Source organism: Bacillus sp. REN10, assembly GCF_016820555.1.
GTDB lineage: Bacteria > Bacillota > Bacilli > Bacillales > Domibacillaceae > Bacillus_CE.
Genome location: NZ_JADHDW010000005.1, coordinates 60,122 through 84,829 on the forward strand (window position 1 = coordinate 60,122; position 24,708 = coordinate 84,829).

The window sequence follows — 24,708 nt, forward strand, 5'->3', positions numbered from 1 at the left end:
CTTATAGCAATTTCTCTTTTAACAGCCATCCAATTTGCTGAAAATAGCTCACTTCATGCGGAACAATATCTGTTTGATCAACGGTTTTCTGAATTGAATGAATGATGCCCGCATTATCTATGTATTCTCCATGAACATTCATTTCTATTGTTTCTCCAAGACAAAATGCACAAAATGTGGAAAGCTTTACTTTCACGATTCCAGCCACTTCTTCCCTTTGAAGCTCGGAAACTGCGATTGATTGATCCGTCTTATGCAAAAACACATGACATCTTTCATGATCTAAAAAGTTGCTCACTTGCAGGCGATCTTTCACCACTCCTAAAGGAATCAGTTCTTCAAATTTAACCTCGATCCCCAATTCCTCTTGCACTTCCCTCACGCCGTCCTGTACGGTTTCCTGAGCCAGCAAATGCCCAGCAGCCGTGATATCTAAAAGATTCGGAAAATCCTTTTTCTGTTCACTGCGAATTTGCAAGTATACATCATGGCCGCTGACTACCCAACAATGAAAGGTTTCATGCCATAAGCCCTTTTGATGGACTTCTTCCCTTGTCGCCTCACCTATTCGATTCCCTTCCTCATCAAATACCGCAAGCACTTCCGTTTCCATCCCCATTCCCCCCTTAATAAATGTGTTGCACTCTTCCTACTTGCCCATCCTCAAGCCGAACTTTAATGCCATGAGGATGAAAGCTTGAATTCGTCAAAATATCTTTCACGATGCCTCTCGTTTTCTTTCCTGTTCGCTGATCCTTCTTTAAGACGATATCAACCTCGATCCCCGGCTGAATATTTTTGCGATGTTGTCCGTTCATTTTTTTCACTCCTTGTTTATTGATCGTAACAATAGGTCGAAAGAATTACATTTTATTAGACAAATGGCTCATATTTATTTATAATAATTATTAAATAATAATTATTAGAGGTGACTCATATGAATATCTTTCATTTTACCGCAGAAAAAAGAAATGGAGACATGGTTTCTCTTGAACATTATAAAGGAAAAGTATTGCTCATCGTTAATACAGCGAGCAAATGTGCATTTACTCCGCAATTTGAAGACTTACAAAAGCTTTACCTCACGTATAAAGATGCCGGGCTAGAAATATTAGGGTTTCCTTGCAATCAATTTGGCGGCCAAGAACCGGGAACGAGTGAAGATGCCTCTGCGTTTTGTCAATTGAATTACGGCGTCACGTTCCCAATGTTTTCAAAAGTAGATGTCAACGGCGAACAGGCTCTTCCTTTATTTCAATTTTTAAAAGAGGCTGCGCCATTCCGTGGATTTGATGAATCCAATATCAATGAGAAATTATTAAAAGCAATGATCTCAGACAAAAATCCAGAGTTTCTCCTAGGCGACTCCATCAAATGGAACTTCACGAAATTCCTGATCGACCAAGAAGGAAACGTCGTCCAGCGATTCGAACCATCCGATGAGCCAGCTTCATTTGTAAAAGAAATAGAGAGATTGCTTCGATGAGAATTGAGGATTGCTGATCAATCTGGTATATACAAAAAGGATGGGGCGCACCCCATCCTTTTATACTTTGTATCTATTAATGACCGCAGACAATGCTTCGCTTAGTTGCGATAGTTGATCGGCTGAATGACTAACAGTAGAAATGGCTTTCGATTGTTCATCTACGGAAGCGGAGATTTCTTCTACAGCGGCGGCCGTTTCTTCTGACACCGCAGAGATGTTTTGAATTACGCTTTGAATTTCATGACTTTGATTAGTCACTGTCACAATTTCACTGCTTAATACATCAATCGCTTTAATAGTTTCTTTCACAGCTTCCGAGATCTCATTAAATTCCATCTCGGTTTCATGCACAGCGTTATTGAGCTGTGTCGAAAAGACAACTGTCTCTTCCATCATTGACACCGTTGTTTCCGTTTCTTGCTGGATACCTGTGATCATCTCTTGGATTTGTTTTGTCGCTTGATTCGATTCTTCCGCCAGTTTTCTCACTTCCTCCGCAACAACCGCAAATCCTTTGCCATGTTCCCCCGCTCGTGCGGCTTCAATACTAGCATTTAAGGCCAGTAGATTCGTTTGCTGGGTAATGTGATTAATTGTTTCTGTAATATGTGAGATGTTTTGAATTTGATTCGTTAAGTTCGTGATGCTTTCCTTAATTTTTTCAGACGCATCTAACGACTGGGCGTTGGAATGCTTCAGTACTTGAACGATTTCTTTTCCATGATCGGTTGCTTTTTCTGTAGAAGTAGTAATGTCGCGAATCGCTTGATTTTCCTGATTCATTTGCGCAATTGCATCTGACAGGCGATCGACATTTCGACTCATATCATCAATATCTGAAGCTTGTGAAACCGCTCCGCTGGAAATTTCGTTCATCGCACGGGCAATTTCTTGGCTGCTGGCCGAAGTTTCTTCTGAAACAGCTGATAAATCCGTCGCCGAGTGAAGCAATTCATTGCTTGTCTCTTGAAGCTTGCCAATTAGTCCTCTTAGTTCACTAGACATTTTATTAAACGAATGATTCAATTGTCCCACTTCATCCGACGTTTCTCGAAGCGTCGGCACATTTAATTCGCCATCCGCAATCTTTAAAGAAATGGCTGCCGCCTGCTTCAATAAATCTAACTTCTTCTTCGCAAACAAAAACATCATCGCCAAACTCAAAATAGCAATCGAAATCGTAATTAAAATAATATACATCTTTAATGACTGTAATGATTGATAAAACTCAGATTCATAGGCACCTACACCAATATTCCAATCCCACGGTTCAAAGTACGCCATGTAAGCGATTTTTGGCTGTTCTTTTGCTTCTCCAGTATTCTTCCAAGCATACGTATAGAAATGGTCTTCCGGATCTGTTGCTTGCGCGGCTTTTACGAGCTCCCGTTGAACATACACTCCTTGACTATTTTGAGAATCGGACTTGTCTTCTCCAATAGGAATGGCCGGATGAAGCTGCGCTTTATGATCGGAGTCATAGGCATATAAATACCCATTCTCTTTATACAAATAGTTAGACTGTTTGAAGTCGTACCCTTCTGTCCCCGTCTTAGGACCGTTTAATATCACTCTTGCTTTCTCTTTCGCTTCTTCTAACGTGATGCTGCCATCTTGTACGTTTTGATCGAGCGCCTCAAGGACCGGCAAAGCCCCTTGAACAATGCTTTCCAATTCTTCCTTTCCGCTATTAATTAATTGCTTTTTAGCTAAGTAATAGCTAGACATTCCGATCGCACTGCTAATTGTTACAATCACAATCGTAACGGCTAAAAGCAGCTGAACAGAAATCCGATGGAAAAAAGATATGCTCGCCTTCATCGTCTTCTTCCTTTCAATTATTTTCATATAATTTCATAACATTATAGTCCATATTATCAGACAAAAGTTTCAATAAAAAGATCTTTACAAACAATTAATATTTCGATTTTCATGGGTACATTGGATTGTATGTGGCTAATATTCAAAAATGAGGAAAAAACCACCTGAATCTATACAAGACTCAAGTGGTTTCGTCGCATTATCTATATTGATCTAATTTATAAATGACCTTTGCCGCTTCCGCTCTTGTTGAGGATTTCTTCGGCATGAATGTTTCATTACGGTAACCAGAGATCATGTTTTGTTCGACAGCCACATCGATGTCATTCTTGAACTCTTGATGAATGTGTTTGTTATCTTTGAAATTAGCTGGCTTAGTGGCTGTGAACGTCTTGCCTGTTTTGACTTCAAGTGCTTTCACCGTCATGGCGGCCATTTGCTCTCTTGTCACCGGCTTATGTGGAGCAAATTTATCTTTGCTCATCCCAGAAATAATGCCTGCTTCATAGACAGCCGCAATGTCTTTCTCCATGTTTGCTGGTACATCTTTAAAAGGCGCTTTTCCTTTTGGCTTCAAACCGAGCGTTCGGGCAATGAAAGCCGCAAACTCTCCTCTTTTGACGGTGGCATTCGGAGCAAACGTGCCATCTGTTTTTCCAAGGATGATCCCTTTCGCTGTTAAGCTTTGAATATACTCATAAGCCCAATGGTTTTTCGGTACATCTTTAAATTCTTTCCCTACTTCACCATTCTCTTTTCCCTTCATATCAATCGAGAATTGAGCAAACCCGCTGTCGAGCTGCTTCACATATTTAAATTTATCCGAGCCTTCTGTGTACTTCTTTGCATTAGGTGATGTTTCAAACATGACGTTCACATCGTCATTAATTGCTGCAAATCCCCAGTTTTGATCAGCTGATGGATTAATCTCTTTCAAGTTCATAATGTAATCGATCACGATGCCGCGGTTTTCATCTGGCGTTTCAACCGCTATTTTTTGCGCGTTGATGCCCGGGAAGTTCCCGCCACCGCCTGCACGATAATTGTTCGTTGCAACAAGAAATTTTTGTTTAGGATCGATGTTTTTGCCATTAAATTTTAAATTTTTAATGCGGTTGGCGTTGGGATTGGCCACTTTACCGTCCGTGCCGTACTTAGCTGGTTGTGTGACGTCAATGTCGTACGTCACGCCTTCTATCACATCGAAATTAAATGTCGGAAAGGCAGGGTTCACAAGCGGTTGCTCTTTTGTGCCTGCTTTTGGATCAATTTGATTAAACTGACCAGCCGACATTTCTAACCATTCCTTGACGCCTGCTCCATCAATCAGTACCGCACTTAACGTGTTCGGATATAAGTATAAATCGGAAACGTTTTTGATGGCGATATCTCCCGCTGGAATATCTGTATAATAGTCAGATCCCATACGTGCGCCAGCTTTAAACGGAGCAGCCGCTGATAAAACAGGAACTTTTTCATACTCTGTTCCTTTAATTTTATTCTCTAAATACCACTTTTGAGCATTGGCTACAATTTGAACCGACGGATCATCTTGAACAAGGGCAAAATAACTGTTGATCGGTGCAGTTGTTTTCCCAACTGCGCTTCGCACCCATTTCAATGTTCCTTCATGCTCATCCTTTACGGCATTCACAATGTCAGCATCTGATTCAACCGTTGGCTTCCCGTCAGCTGTCGTAATGCTTCTCGTTTCGGATCGCCCATTGACGACCGTCCATTTCCCATTTTCGTTTTTCAGCTCAAGGTCAACAATTCCAAGATGACTGCCCCAAAATCCTGGCATAACGGAAGCAACGCCGTTCACTGTTCCTTTCTCAACATCCGCACCTGGCATATCTTTGTACTGTGCGCTCGGGAACACACCATGAGAATGACCGAAAAGAACCGCGTCAATCCCATCTACTTTCGTTAAATCATATGTCGCATTTTCCTTCATTTGCCCTTCTTCCATGGTGCCGAGTCCAGAGTGAGGAATCGCCACGATCACATCCGCTCCCTTTGCTTTCATTTCAGGGACGAACTTTTTCGCCGATTCCACCATATCTTTTGCGATCACTTTGCCTTCTAAATGAGCCTTATCCCAATTCATAATTTGCGGCGGAACAAAGCCAATCACACCGACTTTAATCGTATGCTCTTGTCCATCTTGATCCTTCACTTTTTTGTCGATGATCAAGTACGGGTCAAAGTAGTTTTGGTCGTTGTTCGGATTATTATCTTGATCGTCTATGTACACATTGGCATTGACGTAAGGAAATTCGGAGCCTTTTAACGTCTTTTTCAAGAAATCCAAACCATAATTAAATTCATGATTGCCAATATTACCCACATCATATTGCAGCAGATTCATCGCTTTATAGACAGGATGCGTTTCTCCATCCTTTAACCCCTTGATTTTCGCTACATAATCACCGAGCGGGTTCCCTTGAATTAAATCGCCGTTATCAAACAACATCGAGTTTTCACTTTCAGCACGAGCCGCTTTCACGAGGGAAGCCGTACGAGCAAGACCGTATTTATCCACCGCTTTATCTTGATAGTAATCATAGTTCATCAAGTTCACATGAATATCCGTTGTTTCTAACAAACGAAGCTTGACGATATCTTCATTTAATGCATTAGCATAGCTTGGTTTTTCCATCCCCATCGGAAGTACAACACTCAAAGTTAAAGCAGAAGCCAGTACGGTTTTCTTAATTTTATTTTTCGCCAACTCTTTCCCCTCCTGTAAATAGATGTCTTTTCTCGCTTAAATTTTAGCATGAATATATAGATAATTTTTTCTATTTTCGTTAAGTTATTGTAAAATTCCTGCCCTAAAAAAGTAAAAGACAACCTCAACTGGAAAGCCGAGATTGTCTTTTATTTATTTAAAGGGTTAATTGCTGTATTCCGTGTTCCAGTTGCTGCTCGACTTCTTTGGTCCCTTCCATGTGTTCGTCTAGCCTTTCACGAGCCTGATCAAATAGTTCTTTTGCTTCGGTTAATTCTTTCTTTGTTTGCGATGATAGCTGTTTTTGTTCATCGATCATCGTTTGCACTTCACTAATATCTGATTGGCTGTTCTCAATCGCTAATAAAATGCGATCAATTTTCTCTGCTGTCTTTACGCTCACTTCAATGCCTTTTTCTACAAGCTCTTGACTTTGTCTTGTCGCTTCTAACACGTGTTCCACTTCATTTTTTAAAGCTGTCGTTAACGCTTGAATGTTTGTAGTGCTGTCCGAAGTGCTCTCCGCCAGCTTTCTTACCTCCTGTGCTACAACGGCAAAGCCCTTGCCAGATTCACCTGCACGAGCCGCTTCAATGGATGCATTTAATGCCAATAAATTCGTTTGCGCGGCAATGCCTTCAATCACACCTACAATCGAATGAATTTCGACCGAGCGTTCACTTAACTGTTCCATCTTACTTTCCGACGCTTGAATATGATGCCCAAGCTCTTTAATCACATCGGCTGTACGATTAACTTCCGCTGTTCCTTGCTTCGCATCAGCAACAATCTGACTGGAATGTTGCTGCAACGAATGTCCCTTTTCATATAAATCGCTCGACTTTTGTGACGTCTGTTCGCTTAAAAAAGCGACCGCATCACATCTTCGTTCAATTTGCTCGATTGTTTCTCCAAGCATGCGATGTTGGGCATTGACTTTTCCATGTTGATGAACAGCAGCCGCAATTTCAGCTTGTACATGAGTCAGACGATTTCTTTGTTCCTGTTTTTCCGCCTGAAATGAGGCTTTTAAAGCTGTCATTTCTTGCTGCAGTTGCTGCGTGGAAGATGGGTCATTTTTTTTAGATTTGAACATATGTAAGTCTCCTTTTATCGGCATGAACAGGTTCACTAATTGTCCATTACCTGACGATATGAATGATTTGCGCTTTATTTCAGAAGCGTTGTTGACTTTAGTAGGTTTCGTGTCATTTGAATGAGTGAAAAGTCAACGAAGGTACTCCACAAAGATCCACATAAAAACATCATGACAAAATTAGCGTCTATTAATAGGCCTCATTTCCTATGAGATTAGAATATGCTTTATATCGTCTTATTTGTAAAAATTTCAATAAAATTATTTATATTCCACCAAATTTTCCACTAAGTGTTTTTGAAGGTTTTTTTCATCGCTATATAGAATTAATTATATTGACAGAGCAAATGATTCAAATCGAAAAGGAGCGAAACGGATGATTATTGTCACAACTGAAAATATCACGAATTATAAAATCACTGAAATCAAAGGACCTGTTTTCGGATTAACCGTGCGTGCACGCGGGATCGGAAAAGATATTATGGCGTCTTTCAAAGGGCTCGTCGGCGGAGAGATTAATCAGTATACAGAAATGCTAGAAGATGCGAGAAAGCAAGCGATCGATCGAATGGTCAAAAACGCGCAAGCAATGGGGGCTAATGCCATTATTATGATGCGATTTGATTCAGGAGAAATCGGCCAAAACATGAGTGAAATTGTCGCCTACGGAACAGCTGTAATCGCTGAACGGGAATAAGTCAATGGAATGGGTCATCGGCTTTTATGGCGTACAGCTGCTCATCCTCCTCGTCTTAATTTTCGGCTCCTGGTTCATTTGGGATCGTCGCTTTAAAACAAAGCATGGAAAAGAAGTGCCAAAAGGCTTTGTTCGAACAGAAGAAGTGTCCATCGACCCCACTACAGGAAAAAAGATGGTCGTCTATTTTCATCCGGAGACTGGTGAGCGATTTTATAAAGAAGAATAAACACGAACCAGCCTGCTTGATCAAAGAGCTGGTTCTTTTTTTGTGTTTCAGAAAAAATTGCCGTAGATACAGGAAATGGAGGGGAGTATCAGCCATTCTGAAGGAGTTATTAGCAAAAGCCACTTATTTATCAGCACTCCTTCACAGTAATGACAGGCACCTTATAGGTTCTTACAACCCGTTCACGCAGGATAAATTCTCCTACTCATGCATGTCACTAACAAAAACAAGACTATGTACTCATTTTATTCGAAATCACCTATTATCTTTTAATCCCAATCCACTGATATCCTATTCCACCAATAGTTAAAAACTATTTACATAGTGTTTTCTCTGTTTATATAAATAAATAGACCTTTATTAAAATTATGAAAATAGTATTAAATAATTTGTTGTTTTTACAATTAAAGGAATTTAATAGGTATTATAGTTCTAAAAACACTATTACCCAAAATGATACAATAATACTATTTTTATCTAGGCTTATTGATATGTATGCCAAATTGATTTACGATAACTTAGTGTAAATTGACAATAAAAAATCCCTATACACCGGATGATAAAGGCAAACTATTCGAAAGAATAGGACGCAAAGCCTAGGGTCTAAGGTTTAATCTTTTTAAACTATGATCGCCTGGTTGCCAAACGAATGGATTTTCATACCATTAAGTTCTTTGGCTATTCTCCTGTATAGAATAGTCTTTTTTACTTCCAAATTATAACAAATAAGGTGGGGATAAAATGAGAAAAGAATGGTGTACAGACGAAATCGAATACTTAAAAGAGTACGCAGGCTTTCAAAAAGTCTCGAATATTGCAAAAAAATTAGATCGTTCCTTTGAATCCGTCCTTGTCAAAATGAATCGACTAGGATTGGCTAACACCAAATCACAAACCGGATTAGTGACCATTGGAGAACTCGCAAAAATTTTACAAGTAGATCGGAACACGATTAAATGGTGGATGAAAAAGCATCAATTACCCTTTATGCAAAAAGTAACAAGAAAGTCAAAAAGCTTTTATTTTGTTGACCCTTATCAATTTTGGAAATGGGCCGAAAAAAACAAGGATAAAATCACCTTCTCCAACATCCCCCATCAAGCACTCCCACCTGAACCAGCGTGGGTAAAGGAAGAAAGAGTAAAAGAAAAAGAGCATTGCTTATCCAAAAAAAGAACCTATAAATGCTGGACAACAAAAGAAGACCAACTTCTCATCCAACTGCGCCAAGAAGGACTCACCTACGCAGAAATCGGCAGACGCATGAACCGCAGCATCAACAGCATTATTCGCCGCTATGAGCGAGTAACGAAAAGAGCAGAAGTGTAGCTGTCTGAAAAGAATATCTCCCCCAATCAAAAGGATGACCGATCCTCAAGCGAGCGGTCATCCTTTTGGTTAAACAGCTGCCTCTAACATAGAAGAGGCTTTTCTTTTTATCTCCAGCCGCATCTATGATTAAATGGAATTAACTACAAATCCAGTAAGAAAAGAGTGAGCCAATGACTATTACACTTGAAAACATCGGAACGATCTATACACCTTTTACAGAGGAGAAAGGCATGCCAATTCAAGCAGTAGCTGCAAAAGAAGTGGAAGGATATATTGAGGTGAACGAGGAATTTCTTCCCGGCTTACAAGATATTGAACAATTTTCCCACTTAACATTAATTTATTATTTACATTTAGTCACAGATGTGGCATTGGAAGTCACCCCCTTCCTCGACAACCAATCCCACGGCGTATTCGCTACCCGTTACCCGCGGCGCCCGAATCAACTCGGATTATCGACTGTTCGCCTAAAACGAGTAGAAGGAAACCGCCTATATATTTCAGAAGTGGATATGCTCAATGAAACACCGCTGCTGGACATTAAGCCATTTGTTCCTCAGTTTGATAACCGGGAAACGGATCAGATTGGGTGGTTTCAAGGGAAAGTTGGGAAGGTTGATCGCACGAAAGCTTATGAAGGGGATCAACAATAAGTTGACGCTCCCCCCCTAGAAAGGCGGAGAGACGATTGAGAAAAACGATTCCAGCTTTATTTTTTGTGCTTTTTGCTTTGGTCGGTTGTACAAATGATCGTGTGACGAATGATATTTACTTAATTCCAGAAGATTATGAGGGGTATGTATATGCCTTCTATAACGTAAAAGGTGCGCCTGAAATCAAAAAAGAAGGAGATTATAAAGTGTATCCTATAAATGATGAAGGCTACTATGCCACCTCTACTCCAGACATGGATTATGGAACAGTGACTGATCAATACTACTACGTAGACAAAAATGGGAAAAGAACAAAGATTAACGAAGAATGCATTAGAGGACTAGGAACAGGCGGTTTTGAGCATAACCCGGGCAGTGCTGACAACATTAACATTCATTATACTGGGATTGAAGTAACAAAAGATCGATGCGGCCAAGAGTTCATGCAATCTGGTAATGGCATGCGTCACGAAGATTTAGATCCTGTTCTTGCAGAAGTAATGAAAAAACATTATGGGATAGAATAAATGTTTACATGTCGTTATACAAAAAAGCACCCGGACTATGGGGTCAAACCTCAATTACTATTACATATCGCTAGTTCATCTAAACAATTAACAGCCAGTGCTGATCAAAGTACGGAAGCAGCAAAACAAGTAGCTCAAGCGACGGAGAAAGTGGCATGTGGGTCTGAGGAGCTAAAGACAAGCATCGGTGAAACAATCAACGTCATCAATGTCTTATCCACTCAAATGGATGACGCCGTCTATCGCACGGAAGAAGCGACAAAATTATCGGAGAACGCCTCTAAAGCAACAGCAGAAGGCGCCGCAGAAATCCAAGCCATCATTTCATCGATCACCGCGATTCATCAAAAAGTGAAGGATACAGCGATGGTCATTCAGCAATTAGACAAACGCTCTCAAGAAATCAACGACATTATTGCGATGATTACAAACATTGCTGAACAAACAAATTTACTCGCCTTAAATGCCGCGATTGAATTGGCACGAGCAGGCGAATCCGGACCCGGTTTTGCGGTCGTTGTCGAGGAAGTACGAAAGCTAGCCGAACAATCCGCTCAATCTTCCGGATAAATCGCTTCTTTAATCAATGAAATTCAAGAAGAAACGAAAGAAGCCGTTGCAACCATGACAGCGGGAACCGATCAAGTAGAAGCAGGTACCCAAAAGACGGCGCACATTAACGACGTATTTACCCATCTCGAACAATCAATCACAACCGTCACGAAAAAAATACTGGAGGTTGAACAGAACATTAAAGCAACCTCTTCAAGCAGTCATCAAATGGTCACCCTCATCGAATCCGTTGGCAAAAGAGCCGATGAAGGAGCGGTAGCTAGCGTACATAATTCCGCAACCGCTCAAGAACAACTAGCAACGATTCAAGATATTGCCAATAGCCTAGCGAAAATGTCAGAAGAGATGAACAGTATTTTTGGTCAGTTTAAATTTTAAAGAATAACCCAAAAATGAGGCTGTCTCATAAGTCGATTGTTCGGCTTATGGACCCCTCTTTTTTCTATCGGATGGGGATGAGTCGGGAAATCGTCGTTTTCAGTCGAAAATGGGAGGAAATCAGTTGTGCATCAGGCGGGAATCTGCAACAATCGGTCGCCAAGCACGCTCAATCAGTCACCCCGTTATTTTGTAATCTCACCTCTCTCTTTCAAATCAATCTCAAAAACTATACACTACCTTTAAAGAAACTTTCATTGAAAGGAAGATAACCATGAAACATCCACATGCACAAACGATACTACAAGAAAAGTTAGCAACACACAAAATGGTCGCCGCAGTGAAAGAACCTAAATATATCGAAAAAGCGCTTAAATACAAAGATAATTTAAGCGCGGTCTTATTAATGACAGGAACGATTTTAACAGTAAAAAAGTATGTAGACTTCATTCAATCTCACGGTCTACCTGTTATTTTGCATGTTGAAAAGATTGGTGGATTAGAGATGGATCGAGACGGGATTGAGTTTGTTAAAAGAAATGTGCAGCCACATGCGATCGTGACGACTAGAAACAGCATTATTAAAAAAGCAAAATCTAGTGGACTCGTCGTTGTTCAACGAATCTTCTTAATTGATACAGAGGTGTATACAAATCTAGTAAAAGATATTGAGCGTATCCAAGCTGACATCATTGAAATTATGCCATGCCGCGTTCCTGATTTTTTAAACAAAATCTCAAAAATTTCCCCTGTCCCAACCATTACAGGTGGACTACTCAATTCACCAGAGCACGCAAAACAAGCATTACATAATGGTGCACTAGCCGTAACCACCTCTAACCCTGACATGTGGAAAATCAATTTAAATGAATTGTAAATGAAGATTTTACATTTTATTAATACTAGCCTAACAATGACCCGTTATTGTATAAGCATAAAGTGAATAAAAAAACGGTGCGAACAGAGAGACCTCAAATTTGATGTATATCCATGAGTATACATTTTATTTGGGGTCTCTTTTATTTTTTCCTATATGCACTCAAGGAGGTGAATCCACGAAAAAACGACTTCTGCTACATGTAATAAGTATTGTCATCCCGCTCGAAGGAACATGATACGAATTGACAAAGGAGATTGATGAAATGAAGTCATTTTTAAAATTACTCAGCCTATTTTCATTAGTTTTTGTGCTGACGGCATGCGGAAAATCCGGTGACGCAACATCCGATGGTTCTGCAAAAAAAGGGGAAAAAACAGTGATTGAATACTGGCACGTCAATGCGGAAACACAAGGTGGAAAAACGGTAGAAGAATTAGTGAAAGCCTTCAATGAACAAAGTGAAACAACAGAAGTAGTCGCAAAATATAATCCTGATATGTATAAAGGGCTTATGCAAAATTTACAGGCGGAAGCCGCTTCTGGTAAAACACCAGCAGTCGTTCAAGTAGGATGGTCTTTCCTAGACTATTTCTCTAATAACTTTAGCTATGTATCTCCACAAGAAGTCATTGATCAACATTATCCAGAAGACAAAACATTCTTAAAGGATAACTTCTTAGATAATGTTATGGGCTTGGCTAAAAACTCGGAAGGTAAGCAAATAGGGATTCCTTATTCATTAAGTACCCCAGTTCTATATATTAACAAGGACCTATTAAAGGAAGCTGGACTTGATGAAAATGGTCCGAAAACTTGGCAAGAAGTACAAGATTTCTCAAAAGTGATTAAAGAGAAAACAGGAAAACACGGTTTTTATATGCAAGAGCCAGCAGATAACTGGGCAACGCAAGCTTTATTAGAAAGTAATGGCGCACGCATGATCACCGATGGAAAAGCAACTTTCGCGTCCAAAGAAGGGATTGAAGCGTATCAATTAATGACGGATATGATTGTAAAAGATAAAACAGCTCTTCATTTACCTTGGGATCAAGGTGTTCAAAGCTTTATCGATGGCAATGTCGCTATGGCTTACACAACTATTGCTCGCCGCTCTCAAATTCAAGACAATGCAAAATTTAATGTAGCTGCTATTAAATCGCCCGCATGGAAAGATAAAGAAGTAAGATTGCCAGCCGGTGGAGCGATGTTGGCTATTACAGCTCAGGAAGAAGCCGAACAAAAAGCCGCATGGGAATTCATGAAATACTTGTACAGCGTTGAATCCATGGCGAAATGGACAGAAGGAACAGGCTATGTTCCTCCACGTAAAGATGTAGCCGAAGCAGAAAATGGCCTTAAAGCGTTTCTTACAGAAAATGAAATGATGAAAGCAGCTGTAGAACAAATGGATGGCGTCGTTTCTTGGACTTCCTTCCCTGGAGACGCTGGTCTACAAGCAGAGCAAAAATTACTAGATATCCGCGATGAAATCCTTGGCGGAAAAGTTGATGTAAAAGAAGGCTTAACATCAACAGAAAAAGAAATCAACGAATTATTGAAGTAATGGAACATTCACAAGGTTGTCTCATAAATATAAAGGATTCTGTTCCAAACAAGTCTCTATATGAGAATATTCCCCCTCTCAATATAGACAGTGGAGTTGCAGTCCCCTCTTATGGGGCAACCCTGTGAATAAAGCAAATGCGGGAGGAAAGCAAAACATGCAGGCTGCAAAATCTTCAAAAGTAAAATTAACGAAAGACCATTGGAAAGCTTACGGCTTACTGATTCCTTCCTTAATTATTTTTGTCTTATTTATGTTTTGGCCGTTTGTATACACGATCTATTTGAGTTTTTTTGATTGGAATATGGTGAAGCCAACGAAGGAGTTTGTCGGTTTTCAAAACTATAAGGACGTTCTATCTGATCCGACTACATACAAAGTCTTTGGAAATACAATGATCTATATTGCTTTATTATTAACGATCAATTTGATCGTTCCTTACATTTTCGCTTTTGTTCTTGATGTCGTTTTAAAACGATTCAATCACTTTTATAAAGGGACCATCTTTTTGCCTTCCGTCATTTCATTAGTTGTAGGGTCGATTTTATTCACCTGGTTATTAAACCCTGTATCGGGACCAGCAGCGATCATCCTTGGATGGTTCGGAATAGAGATGCCAGTTTGGAGTAAATTAGATGGCTGGGTTATCGTCGTCTTAAGCTTAATCACTTCTTGGAAAGTATTCGGCTATAACTTTATCGTTCTTTATGCCTCCGTCAATGGCATCTCACGAGAAGTGATCGAAGCCGCTCGCTTAGATCAAATTCCTTTATGGAAAATATTCATTCATATCGTGCTGCCAATGAGTAGCGCGACTGGAATCTATGTCCTGATTATCACGATCGTTCAAGGACTACAATATGTATTTACGCCGATTAAAGTCATTACACAAGGTGGGCCGAATTATGCCAGCTCTAATGCGATCTACCATGCCTATCATGAAGCGTTTGTCTTATATCGAACAGGTCATTCCGCTGCCTTATCGATTTTAACAATGGCGATCTTTATTATTTTACTTATTTTAGAATTCAAGTTTGTAGAAAGAGGTATCCATTATGAAAACTAACCGCTTCGTATCGATACCTTGGCATATTATTTTTATGGTGACTATTCTGATCCTTACCTTTCCGATTATCTTTGCGATTGGTATTTCTTTTAAACCATTAGAAGATGCGTACAATAATGCCTTGAATTTTATCCCGATACAACCAACTTTAGAAAACTATGAAACATTTTTTGAGAGCTTAAATGTATTAAAGATTATCTCTAATACGTTTATCATTGCGGTGACCGTTACTTTGTTTAAAGTGTTTACTTCTTTTTTAGCGGCGTATGCGTTTGTATTCTTTGAGTTTAAAGGAAAAAACATTTTGTACTTCCTCTTGATCAGCACGATCTTTATCCCTTTTTCTGTCACGATGATTCCCAATTATTTAATGATCTCAGACCTTGGGTTAGCGGACAGCGTATGGGGCGTTATTCTACCACAGCTTGCTGATGCAGTTGGAATTTTCCTACTTCGACAATCGATGAAAACGATCCCTATGTCCTTAATTGAAGTGGCAAGATTAGATAACTTGGGCCATCCGCGCATCATGAAAGACATTGTGCTACCACTTGTCAAACCTGCCGTCACGTCAACAGGGATTTGGTTCTTTATTTTATCGTGGAATGAATATGTATGGCCGGTGCTCATTTTGAAAACAGTCGATCATTATACATTGCCGTTAGCGTTGCAAATGTATATCAGCTCTGAAGGTGGAACGAACTTCACTGTCGCCATGGCCGTAGCCGTGATTACGATGATCATACCATTAACATTATATTTAATGTTCCAAAAATATATCATTGGTACATTTACTTCTTCAGGAATTAAGTAAAGGCGGGATATTGTGAAGGAAATTCGATTTGAAAATGTATGCAAATCTTATGGAAAAACCGAAGTAGTGAAAGATCTTAATTTAACGATTAAAGAAGGCGAACGTTTAATTCTTCTTGGTCCATCTGGATGTGGTAAATCCACCACATTGCGCATGATTGCAGGCTTGGAAGATGTGACTTCAGGTTCTTTATACATGGATAACAAACAAGTGAATGATCTTCCTAGTGGAAAAAGAAATGTAGCCATGGTCTTTCAAAATTATGCTCTATATCCACATATGAATGTCTTAAATAACATTACTTACGGATTAAAGGTTCAAAAGGTACCTACCGATGAAATCAATCGCCGAACAGAAGCCGCATTAGAGATGCTACAGCTCAAAGAATATAAGGAACGCTTGCCAAAAGATTTATCCGGAGGCCAAAGACAACGTGTTGCGTTAGCAAGAGCCATCGTGAAACAAGGAGATTATTTTTTACTAGATGAACCACTCTCCAACTTAGATGCGCAGTTAAGAGTTTCAGCTCGGAAAGAATTGGTGAAGATCCACGAAACGTACAAACAAACGCTTGTTTACGTAACCCATGATCAAGTAGAAGCGATGACAGTTGCTGACCGGATCGCCTTAATGTACCAAGGTCGACTGCAAATGGTCGATACGCCAGATAACGTGTATCACCGACCAGCCAATATTTTCACCGCAAAGTTTATCGGCTCCCCTCCGATGAATATTATAGATATGGACGTTGATCAGGACAAGCTCACCCTTGTCAATCAAACGCTTCAATTAAGCTTTGAATGGAATCATTACATCCAACAGATCGGTGAACGAGAGTTAGCATTCGGCATCCGACCAGAACATATCACCCTATCTAAAACACCGATAAAAAACGGGTTAAAAGGTCATGTGAAATATGTCGAAAACCACGGAAACAGCTATGGGATTTATATCGATTTAGAAGGAAACGAACTCATCGCCATGAGCGAATCAAAAAAATGGCTGCCAAATGAACTCGTCTATGTAGAACCAAGAATGGACAAAATCCATATGTTCAATAAACAAACAACGAATTCCATCGGCTACCCAGAATCACTAAATGAATAATAGGAGAGAATCATAATGAGGAAAATGATTTGTTATTCTGACTTAGCATTATTATCAAAAGATCTTTTTGAAAACGCGGATCAATTAATCCAGCATGGAGCAGATAAAATCGAATTATTAATGGATGGACAAGAGTGGAATGAGATGGAAGACTTATTTCCAGAGCTCGCAGCAAATCTCCAATCGCTCCCTATTGGCTATACGATCCATCCACCAGCTTGGGACATTAATTTAACAAGTGAAAACCGGGCAACGAGAGAAACGGCCTTTACCGAATATAAAAAGGCGATTGAATTTGCAGGTCTAATTAGAGCAAGTCATGTTGTGATCCACCCAGGATTTTGCTTTTCTCCAGTGTTTAATAAACAAACGGCCCAACAGCGTGCCACTCATTATATTAACGAATTATGCCAAGTCGCAAAACCACGAAACGTGAAACTGGCGATTGAAAACGTCGGATACAACGGAAGTTCGCTTTTCACCCAAGAGGAATATACAAACTTCTTACACGACATCGACGAAACGGCCGGCTTTTTAATTGATACAGGTCATGCTCACTTAAACAATTGGGATATTCCACAATTAATTAAAGACACGAAGGACCGACTTCTCGCCCTGCATATTCATGATAACGACGGAACAGGAGACGATCACTTACCGATTGGGGAGGGCACCATCAAGTGGAACACACTCTTTGCGGCCATCAATAAATATGCAGCAAATTGCGAGTTAATCCTTGAATACGCACCAAATACACCATTAGAAAAGTTACGTGAAGGTAAAAATATTCTTCAAAAAGAGATTCAAAACTAACGATATAGGAGTGGAACATGATATACATTGACGACTTTGAAGCCTATTGCTTTGATTTAGATGGAACCATCTACGTTGGGAAGCAACTTCTCCCTGGCGTCAAAGAAATGATGGATACATTAAAAAAACACAATAAAAAAATCTTATTCATTACCAATGCCCCAACGCATACAAGAGAGGATTGTCAGCAACTTCTCTGTTCATTAGGGATCGCAACGAAACTAGAGGAAGTCATCACTGCTTCTTCGCTATCTGCTATCTACTTTTTAGAAAATGTCCCTGATGCCTCTATCTATATCGTTGGGGAACAAGCAGTTGCTCAAGAATTTAGTCACTACCCATTAAACGTGACGACAGATCCTTTCCAAGCCACTCATGTGCTCGTTGGATTGGACCGTTCCTTCACATATGACAAGCTTAACTTGGCCATGATGGCTGTACGTAATGGCGCCAAACTAATCGTAACGAATCCTGATCCCGCTTGTCCCGTCCCTGGTGGTTACATCGCAGACACACTCGCGATCGCCAAAGCCATCGAAGTCGCTGCCGGGCAAAGCATCGATCAAGTAATCGGCAAGCCATCTGCCTATTACATTAATAAAGTCCAAGAAAAGTTAAATACCTCAAAAGACAAATGCTTAATCGTCGGAGACCGACTAGAAACAGATATCTTAATGGGGAAAAACAATGACATTCGTACCTGCCTTGTATTAACAGGCGTGTCTAACAGAAGAGATATTGAAAGAACCAAGATTGAACCAGATTATGTTGTGGAGAATTTGGGTGAGTTGTTTGCAGCTTCTGAGTGAAGCCATTCACTTGAAATAAGAAGAAAGCCGTCTGATCAGCTTACTAGCTATCTGAACGGCTTTTTACTATTGTCATTCTGTGACAAGGTGTGGTCTCAGGTTTTGAACCGGCACGCTATCCCTTTGTTTCTCTCTACACCCTTCAACGCCTGTATTAAGTTGTCTCTTCCTAGCATTCGTTCTTCTTCATCTGTTTGGTCCTTCCTCGTCTTCTCGATTAGACAAGTACTATGAACTCTGCTGACTTCTGATGATTCAACTGTCCATCACTGAACAGGTTACCAAGTGTACTTGGCGCATTCATGAGATCTCCTAAGAGTGCACTCTTTCTCTCCATGTCCCCACTACATTTACTCACTGTCACCTTTAGCAGTAAGAGCTTTGTTTTGATGTGCAAACTCACTCAATGACAGCCAGCCTTGTATGTAGTTCGTGTTCCTTGGGGCGGAGATTTGCCTCCGACTTTCTTCAGATTCCGCGTCACCACGGACACCCTTGTCATCAGCTACCCCCACTACTGCCTTCGAGGTTTGGGGCTTTCATCTTAAAGATTACACACATGCCAAGCGCACACTTCAATTAGTGGGGCGTTCTTCATCCCCCACTGATGAAAAGAGGAACAAAGGCTAACGTCGCAATTTCCTGTTGCAACACCTTTGTAACCTGCATTGTGCAGGCCCCGAACAGATCGGGTGTTTACAGGCTGTTGGTCTCCCCCTACACGTCTGCGCTCCTTCTACCATGTTGAAGTAGGGATTTTACAGCCCGTTAATGCAGGATAAATGTCATTGAGATTATACTATATACCCATTTTATGAAAATCAATCATGATAAAGATATTATTTATTGTAATTTTTTAATATCTTAGTATTATTTAGTTAATTTTGGCTATCATTCAATAAGAACCCTTATTGTTGCACTATTTCTTCTAAGAAGTAGCCGTCACACCAACCTATCCACACCTTCTGTTAACTAGTATAAAAGTTTTATTTGTTGTATTTAATTTACAATAACGCTGTTTTTCTTTGGTTTATTGATATATGCAACAAATTGATTTACGATAATTCAGTACAAATGCACAATAAGAAATCCCTATACGACGGATGAAAAAGGCAAACTATTCGAAAGGATAAGACGCAAAGCCTAGGGTCTAAGGTTTAATATGTTAAGCTATGATCGCCTGGTTGCCAAATGATTGGATTTTTCTACTATAAAATTCTTTGGCTATTCTACCCTGTATAGAATTGGTTTTTTACTTCCTAATTATAACAGATGAGGTGGAAATAAGAATGGTGCACCGATGAAATTGAATACCTAAAAGAATATGTAGGTTTCCAAAAATTTCAAATATCACTAAAAAATTAGATCACTCCTTTGAATTTGTCTGAGTAGAAATGAATCGACTAGGGTTAGCTAACACAAAATCACAGACATGACTCGTCACGCTCGGAGAATTAGCAAAGATCCTACAAGTCGACCGCAACACGATCAAATGGTGGATGAGAAAGCATCACCTACCCTTAACGTGGTGGGAGTCAGACCCCAATTACCATTTACGCCAACAACTTCAGCACACTTTGCGGCTGATTGTTCGCTTGAGCAAGCATCGCCTGTGCCGCTTGCATTAAAACAGAATGCTTGGATTGTTGCATCATCTCTTTTGCCATATCTGTATCTCTAATTCGGGATTCAGCGGCGGTTAAGTTCTCCTCTGAGATCGCCGATACAGAAATCGCTTTTTCCAATCGATTTTGAAACGCTCCAAATTTTGATCTTTGAGCGGATACATATTGAATCGCCCCATCAAAAAGTGAAATATTATCTACTGTCTTATCTAGCGGATCAATCACATCAATGCCAAGAGAGGAGCTAGTCACATTCGCCAGCTCGATATGAATAAATGGGCCGACACGAAGTTTGGATTGCTGCGCTTCAGCAAAGCTCGGCCATTTTTCCGTAAATGCTTTCAGCGGATTCAGTAAATCGGCATTCACGGTGTCAGGAACAGCACTATGATCATCTCCGCCGCCGATAGCCCCTGTATCTGCATCTCCTAGCACAATTCCTGAATTGGCCAAAGTAGCATTCGCTTTAAAATCAGCGAGAAACCCAGCGGTATCTACCCCGATTAAATCCGTCAACGCAGCATCAAGTGTTTTTTCATTTCCACCAAGACTGCCCAACTTAATTTCGTCGAAAAGAGCTTTAATCCCGCCGGTAATTTGTTGATCTAAATATTTTACAGCGGCATAAGCGGCAGAATAATCGGCACTCGTACTATCCCATGTATCAATATTATTCTTTAATGCCGTGAAATTATTTCCAGCCGCAGCTAAATCACCTGCCAAACGTTCATCAGCCCCCGGAATAAACTCCGCTGTTCCCTCTTTAAACCATGTCGGCAAATCGCGGAAATTCGTCGTTCTTCCCATAACCGCATGCACCATTTCATGAGCGATAATTCGGTCATTCGAAATCCAGGCTCCTCCACCATTCGGCATCTCAACAGGAGAAAAGTCGCTCATATCCAAAACAAGCTTTTGGTTAAAATAACGGCCATCACTGCCGCTCGGATAATAAGACCCTTGTACCCAGGCTACACGGCCATCACCGGAATTTTGAACAAATTGAATATCCAACGGCGCATCATCCACGCCTGCCTGTAATCCATAATGTGTAGCAATTAAATTTTCACTGTTGCTTAGCCAATACTTTTGCAGCGCTTCTACAGCCAACTTTTGATCATTACTGTCAGTCGTTGACGTTACATTTAACAGGTTAATTGTGTTGAATTCCGTTGTATTCGCAATTCGATCCACTTCTTTAATAATCCCGTCCCACTCATTCTTAATAGCTATGCGATCACTCTCTACTAACGTATCATTCTTCGCTTGAACAGCCAGCTCACGACCTCTTTGCAATAAAGCATGCACCTCGTTCAACCCGCCCTCGGCTGTTTGCAACAAAGAAATGCCATCCTGCATATTCCGCTGTTCCTGGGCTAAACCGCGAATCTGCCCACGCATTTTTTCTGAAATTGCGAGCCCCGCTGCATCATCACCTGCACGATTAATCCGCAGCCCGGACGACAATTTCTCCATCGTCTTATTTTGTGAATGATTCACTTGTGTTAATTGACGATATGTATTTAGCGCCATTATATTATGCCGAACAATCATACACTCTCTCCTTTACACTGTGGAAATAACATAAATTTATAACCAAATAATCATTAAAGACGATGAACTCGAGACTTTATTCACCATATTATAAATCATTCCTTCCATCTGATTCGACAAAATTATTAGAAATTTCCCGACACATCAGGGTACATCCACGATATTTTCCTAGTTACGCCCCGCTACCGTTGATATCTGTTCTATTAACCACTAGAAAACTCTGCCTATGACAATTTATAAAAGGAGAGTGCCAAGCATCATCTAACTTAATGCCTGGCACTTAACATATTTATTCGAAAAAACTTTTAATAGCTTCAATCACTTCAGTTTGAATATCCGTTGACATAAACGGCCACATCGGAAGGCTCAACACTTCATCTGCCGCTGTTTCTGACCATTCGAACGACCAGTTCTCACCTTTGTATACCGGGAGTTTATGTAAAGGTACTGGGTAATAAACCATTGATCCAATCCCTTTCTCCAACAAAAACTGCTTTAATTCTTCTCTTTTACCATTTAGCACGCGAATCGTATATTGGTGATACACATGTAAAACATCACTATGGTCTTTCGGAAGAATGATTTCTTCTAAATGACTTAAGCCATCTTGATAGCGAGAAGCAATATCTCTTCTTCTATTATTATAATCATCAATTTTAGGTAATTTTACTCGTAAAATAGCTGCGTGCATTTCATCTAATCGAGAATTATATCCAAACAGTTCATTATGATATTTTTTCTCAGATCCATGAGCACGTAACATTTTGATCAGTCGTGCTATTTCCTCGTCATTAGTAGTAACTAAGCCACCATCTCCATACGTACCCAAATTCTTTGTTGGAAAGAAAGAGAAGCAGCCGACATTACCAATACTCCCCAATTTTTGACCTTTGTATTCTCCTCCAAATCCTTGAGCAACGTCTTCAATGATTTTTAGGTCATGCTTATCAGCAATTGCCTGAACTGCATCCATATCACTTGAATGACCGAATAAATGAACTGGAAGAATAGCTTTTGTATTAGGTGTAAGCACCTCTTCTATTTTATTTGGGTCAATATTGTATGTTTCTAGATCAATATCAACAAAAATCGGTTCCGCACCAACTTGATGAATCGCTTCTGAAGTCGCAAAGAAAGTGAAAGGTGTCGTAATCACTTGATCCCCTTGATCAATTCCGGCCGCTCGCAAACCGATAACAAGCGCATCCGTTCCAGAGTTCACACCAAAGGCGTATTTTACTCCTAAATAATCGGCTACTTCTTGTTCAAAAGACTTCACGTTTTGACCTAAAATAAACTGACCTGAAAATAGAACACCTTTCAAAGATTCAATCACTTCTTCATGAATACTAGCTACTTCTGCTGACGGATCAAAAATCGGAATCTTAATCATTGTTGACTACCCCTTTATCTCCTTGCTCTTCTAATTGACCACCTGCTATAACATAGTGGCGGTCACAGTGAGAGCAATTTGCTTTATCATGTACGATATCTAAACGCTCTCCGCAAGCACAAACCCAGCCGATTTGCCTTGCGGGTACTCCAGCAACTAAAGCATAAGCCGGCACATCTTTCGTCACAACTGCACCTGCGGCCACCATAGCACAGCGACCAATCGTCACTCCACACACAATCGTTGCATTGGCTCCAATTGAAGCTCCAGCTTTCACTCGTGTTTCCTTATAGTCCGAACTTGTATTACGAGGAAAGGCGGAACGTGGGGTTTTCACATTTGTAAAGACCATACTAGGTCCACAAAACACATCATCTTCTAATACAACTCCCTCATACACAGAGACATTGTTTTGAATTTTGACGTTGTTTCCAATCTTAACTCCATTTGCGACAAATACATTTTGACCTAAATTACAGCGCTCACCAACGATCACTTTCGGCATCACATGCGAAAAGTGCCACACCTTCGTTCCTGAACCGATTTGCACTCCTTGATCGACATAAGCTGATTCATGAATAAACACCGAACTACTCATTTTCTTCACCTTCTACATTAGATGCTCGCTCTAGAATTTTCACAACAGCCACACCATTTTCTCCATCCGAAATAGGGTTAACCCTTTTTTCCATACAATCTAAGAAATGCTGACATTCGATCGTAAGCGGCTTACTTTCCCCTTGGAAAATAATTTGACTGCCCGTATCACGATTGGATAAATCACTGTTAATGCCTTTACGATGCAATGTCACTGTCTGAGCTACCTCGTCATATACAAGCATCCCTTCTGTCCCGATCACAGTTAGCTTTCTAACAACTTCTGGATATAACCAAGACGTGTGTAAATGAGCTTTGATCCCTTTAGGAAAGGTTAAATGTAAATAAACGTCATCCTCAATGGACTGCTGTATAACACTTTGACCCACACTTTGTACATCTACCGGCTCTTCACCAATTAAATATAAAAATACCGCTAAATCATGGACACCAAAACTCCATAACACATTCTCAACTGAACGAACTCTTCCTAATTTAAGACGTTGTTGATGCAAGCTAACAACCGTTCCAATGCCACCCGCTTCAATCACTTTTTTGATTTCTTGAATAGCTGGTTGATATAAAAGAAGATGACCAGCCATAAGAATACACTGGTTTTCACGGGCAACTTCGATTAAACTTTCCCCATCACGACTAGATAAGGTCATCGGTTTTTCGATGAATACATCTTTTCCCGAAAGCAGACACTCTTTCGCTACCTCATAATGAGTAAAAGCGGGTGTCGCAATCACCACTCCATCGATCTCTGGATTTTCTTTGATCCAATCAATTGACTCATAAACAGGAATAGCTGGATATTGCTTGGTTACCTCTTCTCGTAACGATGCACTCGCTTCTACTACAGCACCTAGAAAATCTAACTCAAAAAACGTACGAACTAAGTTTTTCCCCCAATTCCCTGCTCCAACGACAGCTACTTTTTTCATGTTATCCACC

Annotated in this window: 23 protein-coding genes, 3 pseudogenes and 2 riboswitches; of the genes and pseudogenes, 16 read left to right on the forward strand and 10 right to left on the reverse strand. The window is 40.2% G+C overall.

The features are described 5' to 3' along the window. Position 1 precedes the first annotated feature (1 nt). Both IRB43_RS09625 and IRB43_RS09630 read right to left on the reverse strand, forming a co-directional pair. The gene (locus IRB43_RS09625) at positions 2 to 613 is read right to left on the reverse strand and encodes an NUDIX hydrolase (protein WP_203363258.1); all 612 of its coding nucleotides are present in this window, start codon (positions 611 to 613) and stop codon (positions 2 to 4) included. 13 nt (positions 614 to 626) lie between these two features. Next, positions 627 to 818, reverse strand: coding sequence for a YwbE family protein (locus IRB43_RS09630; protein WP_203363259.1), 192 nt, complete (start codon positions 816 to 818; stop codon positions 627 to 629). 119 nt (positions 819 to 937) lie between these two features. Between IRB43_RS09630 and IRB43_RS09635 the strand changes: the two genes are divergently transcribed. Further along, positions 938 to 1,486, forward strand: coding sequence for a glutathione peroxidase (locus IRB43_RS09635; RefSeq protein ID WP_203363260.1), 549 nt, complete (start codon positions 938 to 940; stop codon positions 1,484 to 1,486). Between the two features lie 60 nt (positions 1,487 to 1,546). Here the strand turns inward: IRB43_RS09635 and IRB43_RS18200 are convergent, their stop codons facing one another. The 4 genes and pseudogenes from IRB43_RS18200 to IRB43_RS18210 form a co-directional block, all read right to left on the reverse strand. Then, positions 1,547 to 2,494: a methyl-accepting chemotaxis protein gene (locus IRB43_RS18200; protein WP_481748135.1), complete on the reverse strand. Its 948-nt coding sequence runs from the start codon at positions 2,492 to 2,494 to the stop codon at positions 1,547 to 1,549. Continuing rightward, positions 2,489 to 3,337: pseudogene (locus IRB43_RS18205) on the reverse strand (cache domain-containing protein); the annotation flags it as partial. The gene IRB43_RS18200 and the pseudogene IRB43_RS18205, both read right to left, overlap by 6 nt. A 172-nt stretch (positions 3,338 to 3,509) precedes the next feature. Further along, positions 3,510 to 5,978, reverse strand: a complete 2,469-nt coding sequence (locus tag IRB43_RS09645) for a bifunctional 2',3'-cyclic-nucleotide 2'-phosphodiesterase/3'-nucleotidase (protein WP_203363393.1) — start codon at positions 5,976 to 5,978, stop codon at positions 3,510 to 3,512. A 223-nt stretch (positions 5,979 to 6,201) separates the two neighbouring features. Beyond that, positions 6,202 to 6,732: pseudogene (locus IRB43_RS18210) on the reverse strand (methyl-accepting chemotaxis protein); the annotation flags it as partial. A 784-nt stretch (positions 6,733 to 7,516) separates the two neighbouring features. Here IRB43_RS18210 and IRB43_RS09655 point away from each other — a divergent pair. From IRB43_RS09655 to IRB43_RS18215, 15 genes and pseudogenes are all read left to right on the forward strand, one after another. Further along, positions 7,517 to 7,837, forward strand: a complete 321-nt coding sequence (locus IRB43_RS09655; RefSeq protein ID WP_203363263.1) for a YbjQ family protein — start codon at positions 7,517 to 7,519, stop codon at positions 7,835 to 7,837. A 4-nt stretch (positions 7,838 to 7,841) separates the two neighbouring features. Next, positions 7,842 to 8,066, forward strand: coding sequence for a hypothetical protein (locus tag IRB43_RS09660; protein ID WP_203363264.1), 225 nt, complete (start codon positions 7,842 to 7,844; stop codon positions 8,064 to 8,066). Between the two features lie 554 nt (positions 8,067 to 8,620). Then, a riboswitch (cyclic di-GMP riboswitch) is annotated at positions 8,621 to 8,712 on the forward strand. 95 nt (positions 8,713 to 8,807) lie between these two features. Next, positions 8,808 to 9,395, forward strand: coding sequence for a helix-turn-helix domain-containing protein (locus IRB43_RS09665; protein ID WP_203363265.1), 588 nt, complete (start codon positions 8,808 to 8,810; stop codon positions 9,393 to 9,395). Positions 9,396 to 9,568: 173 nt separating this feature from the next. Beyond that, positions 9,569 to 10,051, forward strand: coding sequence for a tRNA (N6-threonylcarbamoyladenosine(37)-N6)-methyltransferase TrmO (tsaA, locus tag IRB43_RS09670; protein ID WP_203363266.1), 483 nt, complete (start codon positions 9,569 to 9,571; stop codon positions 10,049 to 10,051). A 35-nt stretch (positions 10,052 to 10,086) separates the two neighbouring features. Next, positions 10,087 to 10,578 (forward strand): DUF6843 domain-containing protein, encoded by a 492-nt coding sequence (locus IRB43_RS09675; RefSeq protein WP_203363267.1) that lies wholly within the window; start codon positions 10,087 to 10,089, stop codon positions 10,576 to 10,578. Continuing rightward, complete coding sequence (locus IRB43_RS09680; protein ID WP_203363268.1) at positions 10,579 to 11,148, forward strand: methyl-accepting chemotaxis protein; 570 nt, start codon at positions 10,579 to 10,581, stop codon at positions 11,146 to 11,148. Between the two features lie 54 nt (positions 11,149 to 11,202). Further along, positions 11,203 to 11,529, forward strand: coding sequence for a hypothetical protein (locus IRB43_RS09685; protein WP_203363269.1), 327 nt, complete (start codon positions 11,203 to 11,205; stop codon positions 11,527 to 11,529). A 274-nt stretch (positions 11,530 to 11,803) separates the two neighbouring features. After that, positions 11,804 to 12,406 (forward strand): glycerol-3-phosphate responsive antiterminator, encoded by a 603-nt coding sequence (locus IRB43_RS09690; protein WP_203363270.1) that lies wholly within the window; start codon positions 11,804 to 11,806, stop codon positions 12,404 to 12,406. A gap of 265 nt (positions 12,407 to 12,671) precedes the next feature. Further along, positions 12,672 to 13,973 (forward strand): ABC transporter substrate-binding protein, encoded by a 1,302-nt coding sequence (locus tag IRB43_RS09695; protein ID WP_203363271.1) that lies wholly within the window; start codon positions 12,672 to 12,674, stop codon positions 13,971 to 13,973. A 124-nt stretch (positions 13,974 to 14,097) separates the two neighbouring features. Further along, on the forward strand, positions 14,098 to 15,039 hold the full coding sequence (locus IRB43_RS09700; RefSeq protein WP_343070844.1) for a carbohydrate ABC transporter permease: 942 nt from the start codon (positions 14,098 to 14,100) through the stop codon (positions 15,037 to 15,039). After that, entirely contained in the window at positions 15,029 to 15,853 is an 825-nt protein-coding gene (locus tag IRB43_RS09705) for a carbohydrate ABC transporter permease (protein ID WP_203363272.1), read from the forward strand. The genes IRB43_RS09700 and IRB43_RS09705 overlap by 11 nt, the downstream gene beginning before the upstream one ends. A gap of 12 nt (positions 15,854 to 15,865) precedes the next feature. Next, complete coding sequence (locus tag IRB43_RS18075; RefSeq protein ID WP_203363273.1) at positions 15,866 to 16,960, forward strand: ATP-binding cassette domain-containing protein; 1,095 nt, start codon at positions 15,866 to 15,868, stop codon at positions 16,958 to 16,960. Positions 16,961 to 16,975: 15 nt separating this feature from the next. Further along, positions 16,976 to 17,773, forward strand: a complete 798-nt coding sequence (locus tag IRB43_RS09715) for a sugar phosphate isomerase/epimerase family protein (RefSeq protein WP_203363274.1) — start codon at positions 16,976 to 16,978, stop codon at positions 17,771 to 17,773. 17 nt (positions 17,774 to 17,790) lie between these two features. After that, entirely contained in the window at positions 17,791 to 18,582 is a 792-nt protein-coding gene (locus IRB43_RS09720) for an HAD-IIA family hydrolase (RefSeq protein ID WP_203363275.1), read from the forward strand. Between the two features lie 1,101 nt (positions 18,583 to 19,683). Continuing rightward, positions 19,684 to 19,774, forward strand: a riboswitch (cyclic di-GMP riboswitch). A gap of 307 nt (positions 19,775 to 20,081) precedes the next feature. Next, positions 20,082 to 20,126 (forward strand): annotated as a pseudogene (locus IRB43_RS18215) (hypothetical protein); the annotation flags it as partial. A gap of 9 nt (positions 20,127 to 20,135) precedes the next feature. Here IRB43_RS18215 and IRB43_RS17850 read toward each other — a convergent pair. From IRB43_RS17850 to IRB43_RS09750, 4 genes are all read right to left on the reverse strand, one after another. After that, positions 20,136 to 21,761: a flagellinolysin gene (locus IRB43_RS17850; RefSeq protein WP_238941934.1), complete on the reverse strand. Its 1,626-nt coding sequence runs from the start codon at positions 21,759 to 21,761 to the stop codon at positions 20,136 to 20,138. Positions 21,762 to 22,050: 289 nt separating this feature from the next. After that, the gene (locus tag IRB43_RS09740) at positions 22,051 to 23,154 is read right to left on the reverse strand and encodes a DegT/DnrJ/EryC1/StrS family aminotransferase (protein ID WP_203363276.1); all 1,104 of its coding nucleotides are present in this window, start codon (positions 23,152 to 23,154) and stop codon (positions 22,051 to 22,053) included. Then, positions 23,147 to 23,752: an acyltransferase gene (locus IRB43_RS09745; RefSeq protein WP_203363277.1), complete on the reverse strand. Its 606-nt coding sequence runs from the start codon at positions 23,750 to 23,752 to the stop codon at positions 23,147 to 23,149. The genes IRB43_RS09740 and IRB43_RS09745 overlap by 8 nt, the downstream gene beginning before the upstream one ends. Next, a complete protein-coding gene (locus IRB43_RS09750; RefSeq protein ID WP_203363278.1) occupies positions 23,745 to 24,698 on the reverse strand; it encodes a Gfo/Idh/MocA family protein in 954 nt (317 codons plus the stop codon). The genes IRB43_RS09745 and IRB43_RS09750 overlap by 8 nt, the downstream gene beginning before the upstream one ends. Positions 24,699 to 24,708: the final 10 nt, after the last annotated feature.

Coding starts and splice junctions, on each gene's coding strand:
- IRB43_RS09625 (WP_203363258.1), bottom strand. CDS start 613: ATGGAAACGGAAGTGCTTGCGGTATTTGATGAGGAAGGGAATCGAATA.
- IRB43_RS09630 (WP_203363259.1), bottom strand. CDS start 818: ATGAACGGACAACATCGCAAAAATATTCAGCCGGGGATCGAGGTTGAT.
- IRB43_RS09635 (WP_203363260.1), top strand. CDS start 938: ATGAATATCTTTCATTTTACCGCAGAAAAAAGAAATGGAGACATGGTT.
- IRB43_RS18200 (WP_481748135.1), bottom strand. CDS start 2,494: ATGTCTAGTGAACTAAGAGGACTAATTGGCAAGCTTCAAGAGACAAGC.
- IRB43_RS09645 (WP_203363393.1), bottom strand. CDS start 5,978: ATGGGGATGGAAAAACCAAGCTATGCTAATGCATTAAATGAAGATATC.
- IRB43_RS09655 (WP_203363263.1), top strand. CDS start 7,517: ATGATTATTGTCACAACTGAAAATATCACGAATTATAAAATCACTGAA.
- IRB43_RS09660 (WP_203363264.1), top strand. CDS start 7,842: ATGGAATGGGTCATCGGCTTTTATGGCGTACAGCTGCTCATCCTCCTC.
- IRB43_RS09665 (WP_203363265.1), top strand. CDS start 8,808: ATGAGAAAAGAATGGTGTACAGACGAAATCGAATACTTAAAAGAGTAC.
- tsaA (WP_203363266.1), top strand. CDS start 9,569: ATGACTATTACACTTGAAAACATCGGAACGATCTATACACCTTTTACA.
- IRB43_RS09680 (WP_203363268.1), top strand. CDS start 10,579: ATGTTTACATGTCGTTATACAAAAAAGCACCCGGACTATGGGGTCAAA.
- IRB43_RS09685 (WP_203363269.1), top strand. CDS start 11,203: ATGACAGCGGGAACCGATCAAGTAGAAGCAGGTACCCAAAAGACGGCG.
- IRB43_RS09690 (WP_203363270.1), top strand. CDS start 11,804: ATGAAACATCCACATGCACAAACGATACTACAAGAAAAGTTAGCAACA.
- IRB43_RS09695 (WP_203363271.1), top strand. CDS start 12,672: ATGAAGTCATTTTTAAAATTACTCAGCCTATTTTCATTAGTTTTTGTG.
- IRB43_RS09705 (WP_203363272.1), top strand. CDS start 15,029: ATGAAAACTAACCGCTTCGTATCGATACCTTGGCATATTATTTTTATG.
- IRB43_RS09715 (WP_203363274.1), top strand. CDS start 16,976: ATGAGGAAAATGATTTGTTATTCTGACTTAGCATTATTATCAAAAGAT.
- IRB43_RS09720 (WP_203363275.1), top strand. CDS start 17,791: ATGATATACATTGACGACTTTGAAGCCTATTGCTTTGATTTAGATGGA.
- IRB43_RS17850 (WP_238941934.1), bottom strand. CDS start 21,761: ATGATTGTTCGGCATAATATAATGGCGCTAAATACATATCGTCAATTA.
- IRB43_RS09740 (WP_203363276.1), bottom strand. CDS start 23,154: ATGATTAAGATTCCGATTTTTGATCCGTCAGCAGAAGTAGCTAGTATT.
- IRB43_RS09745 (WP_203363277.1), bottom strand. CDS start 23,752: ATGAGTAGTTCGGTGTTTATTCATGAATCAGCTTATGTCGATCAAGGA.
- IRB43_RS09750 (WP_203363278.1), bottom strand. CDS start 24,698: ATGAAAAAAGTAGCTGTCGTTGGAGCAGGGAATTGGGGGAAAAACTTA.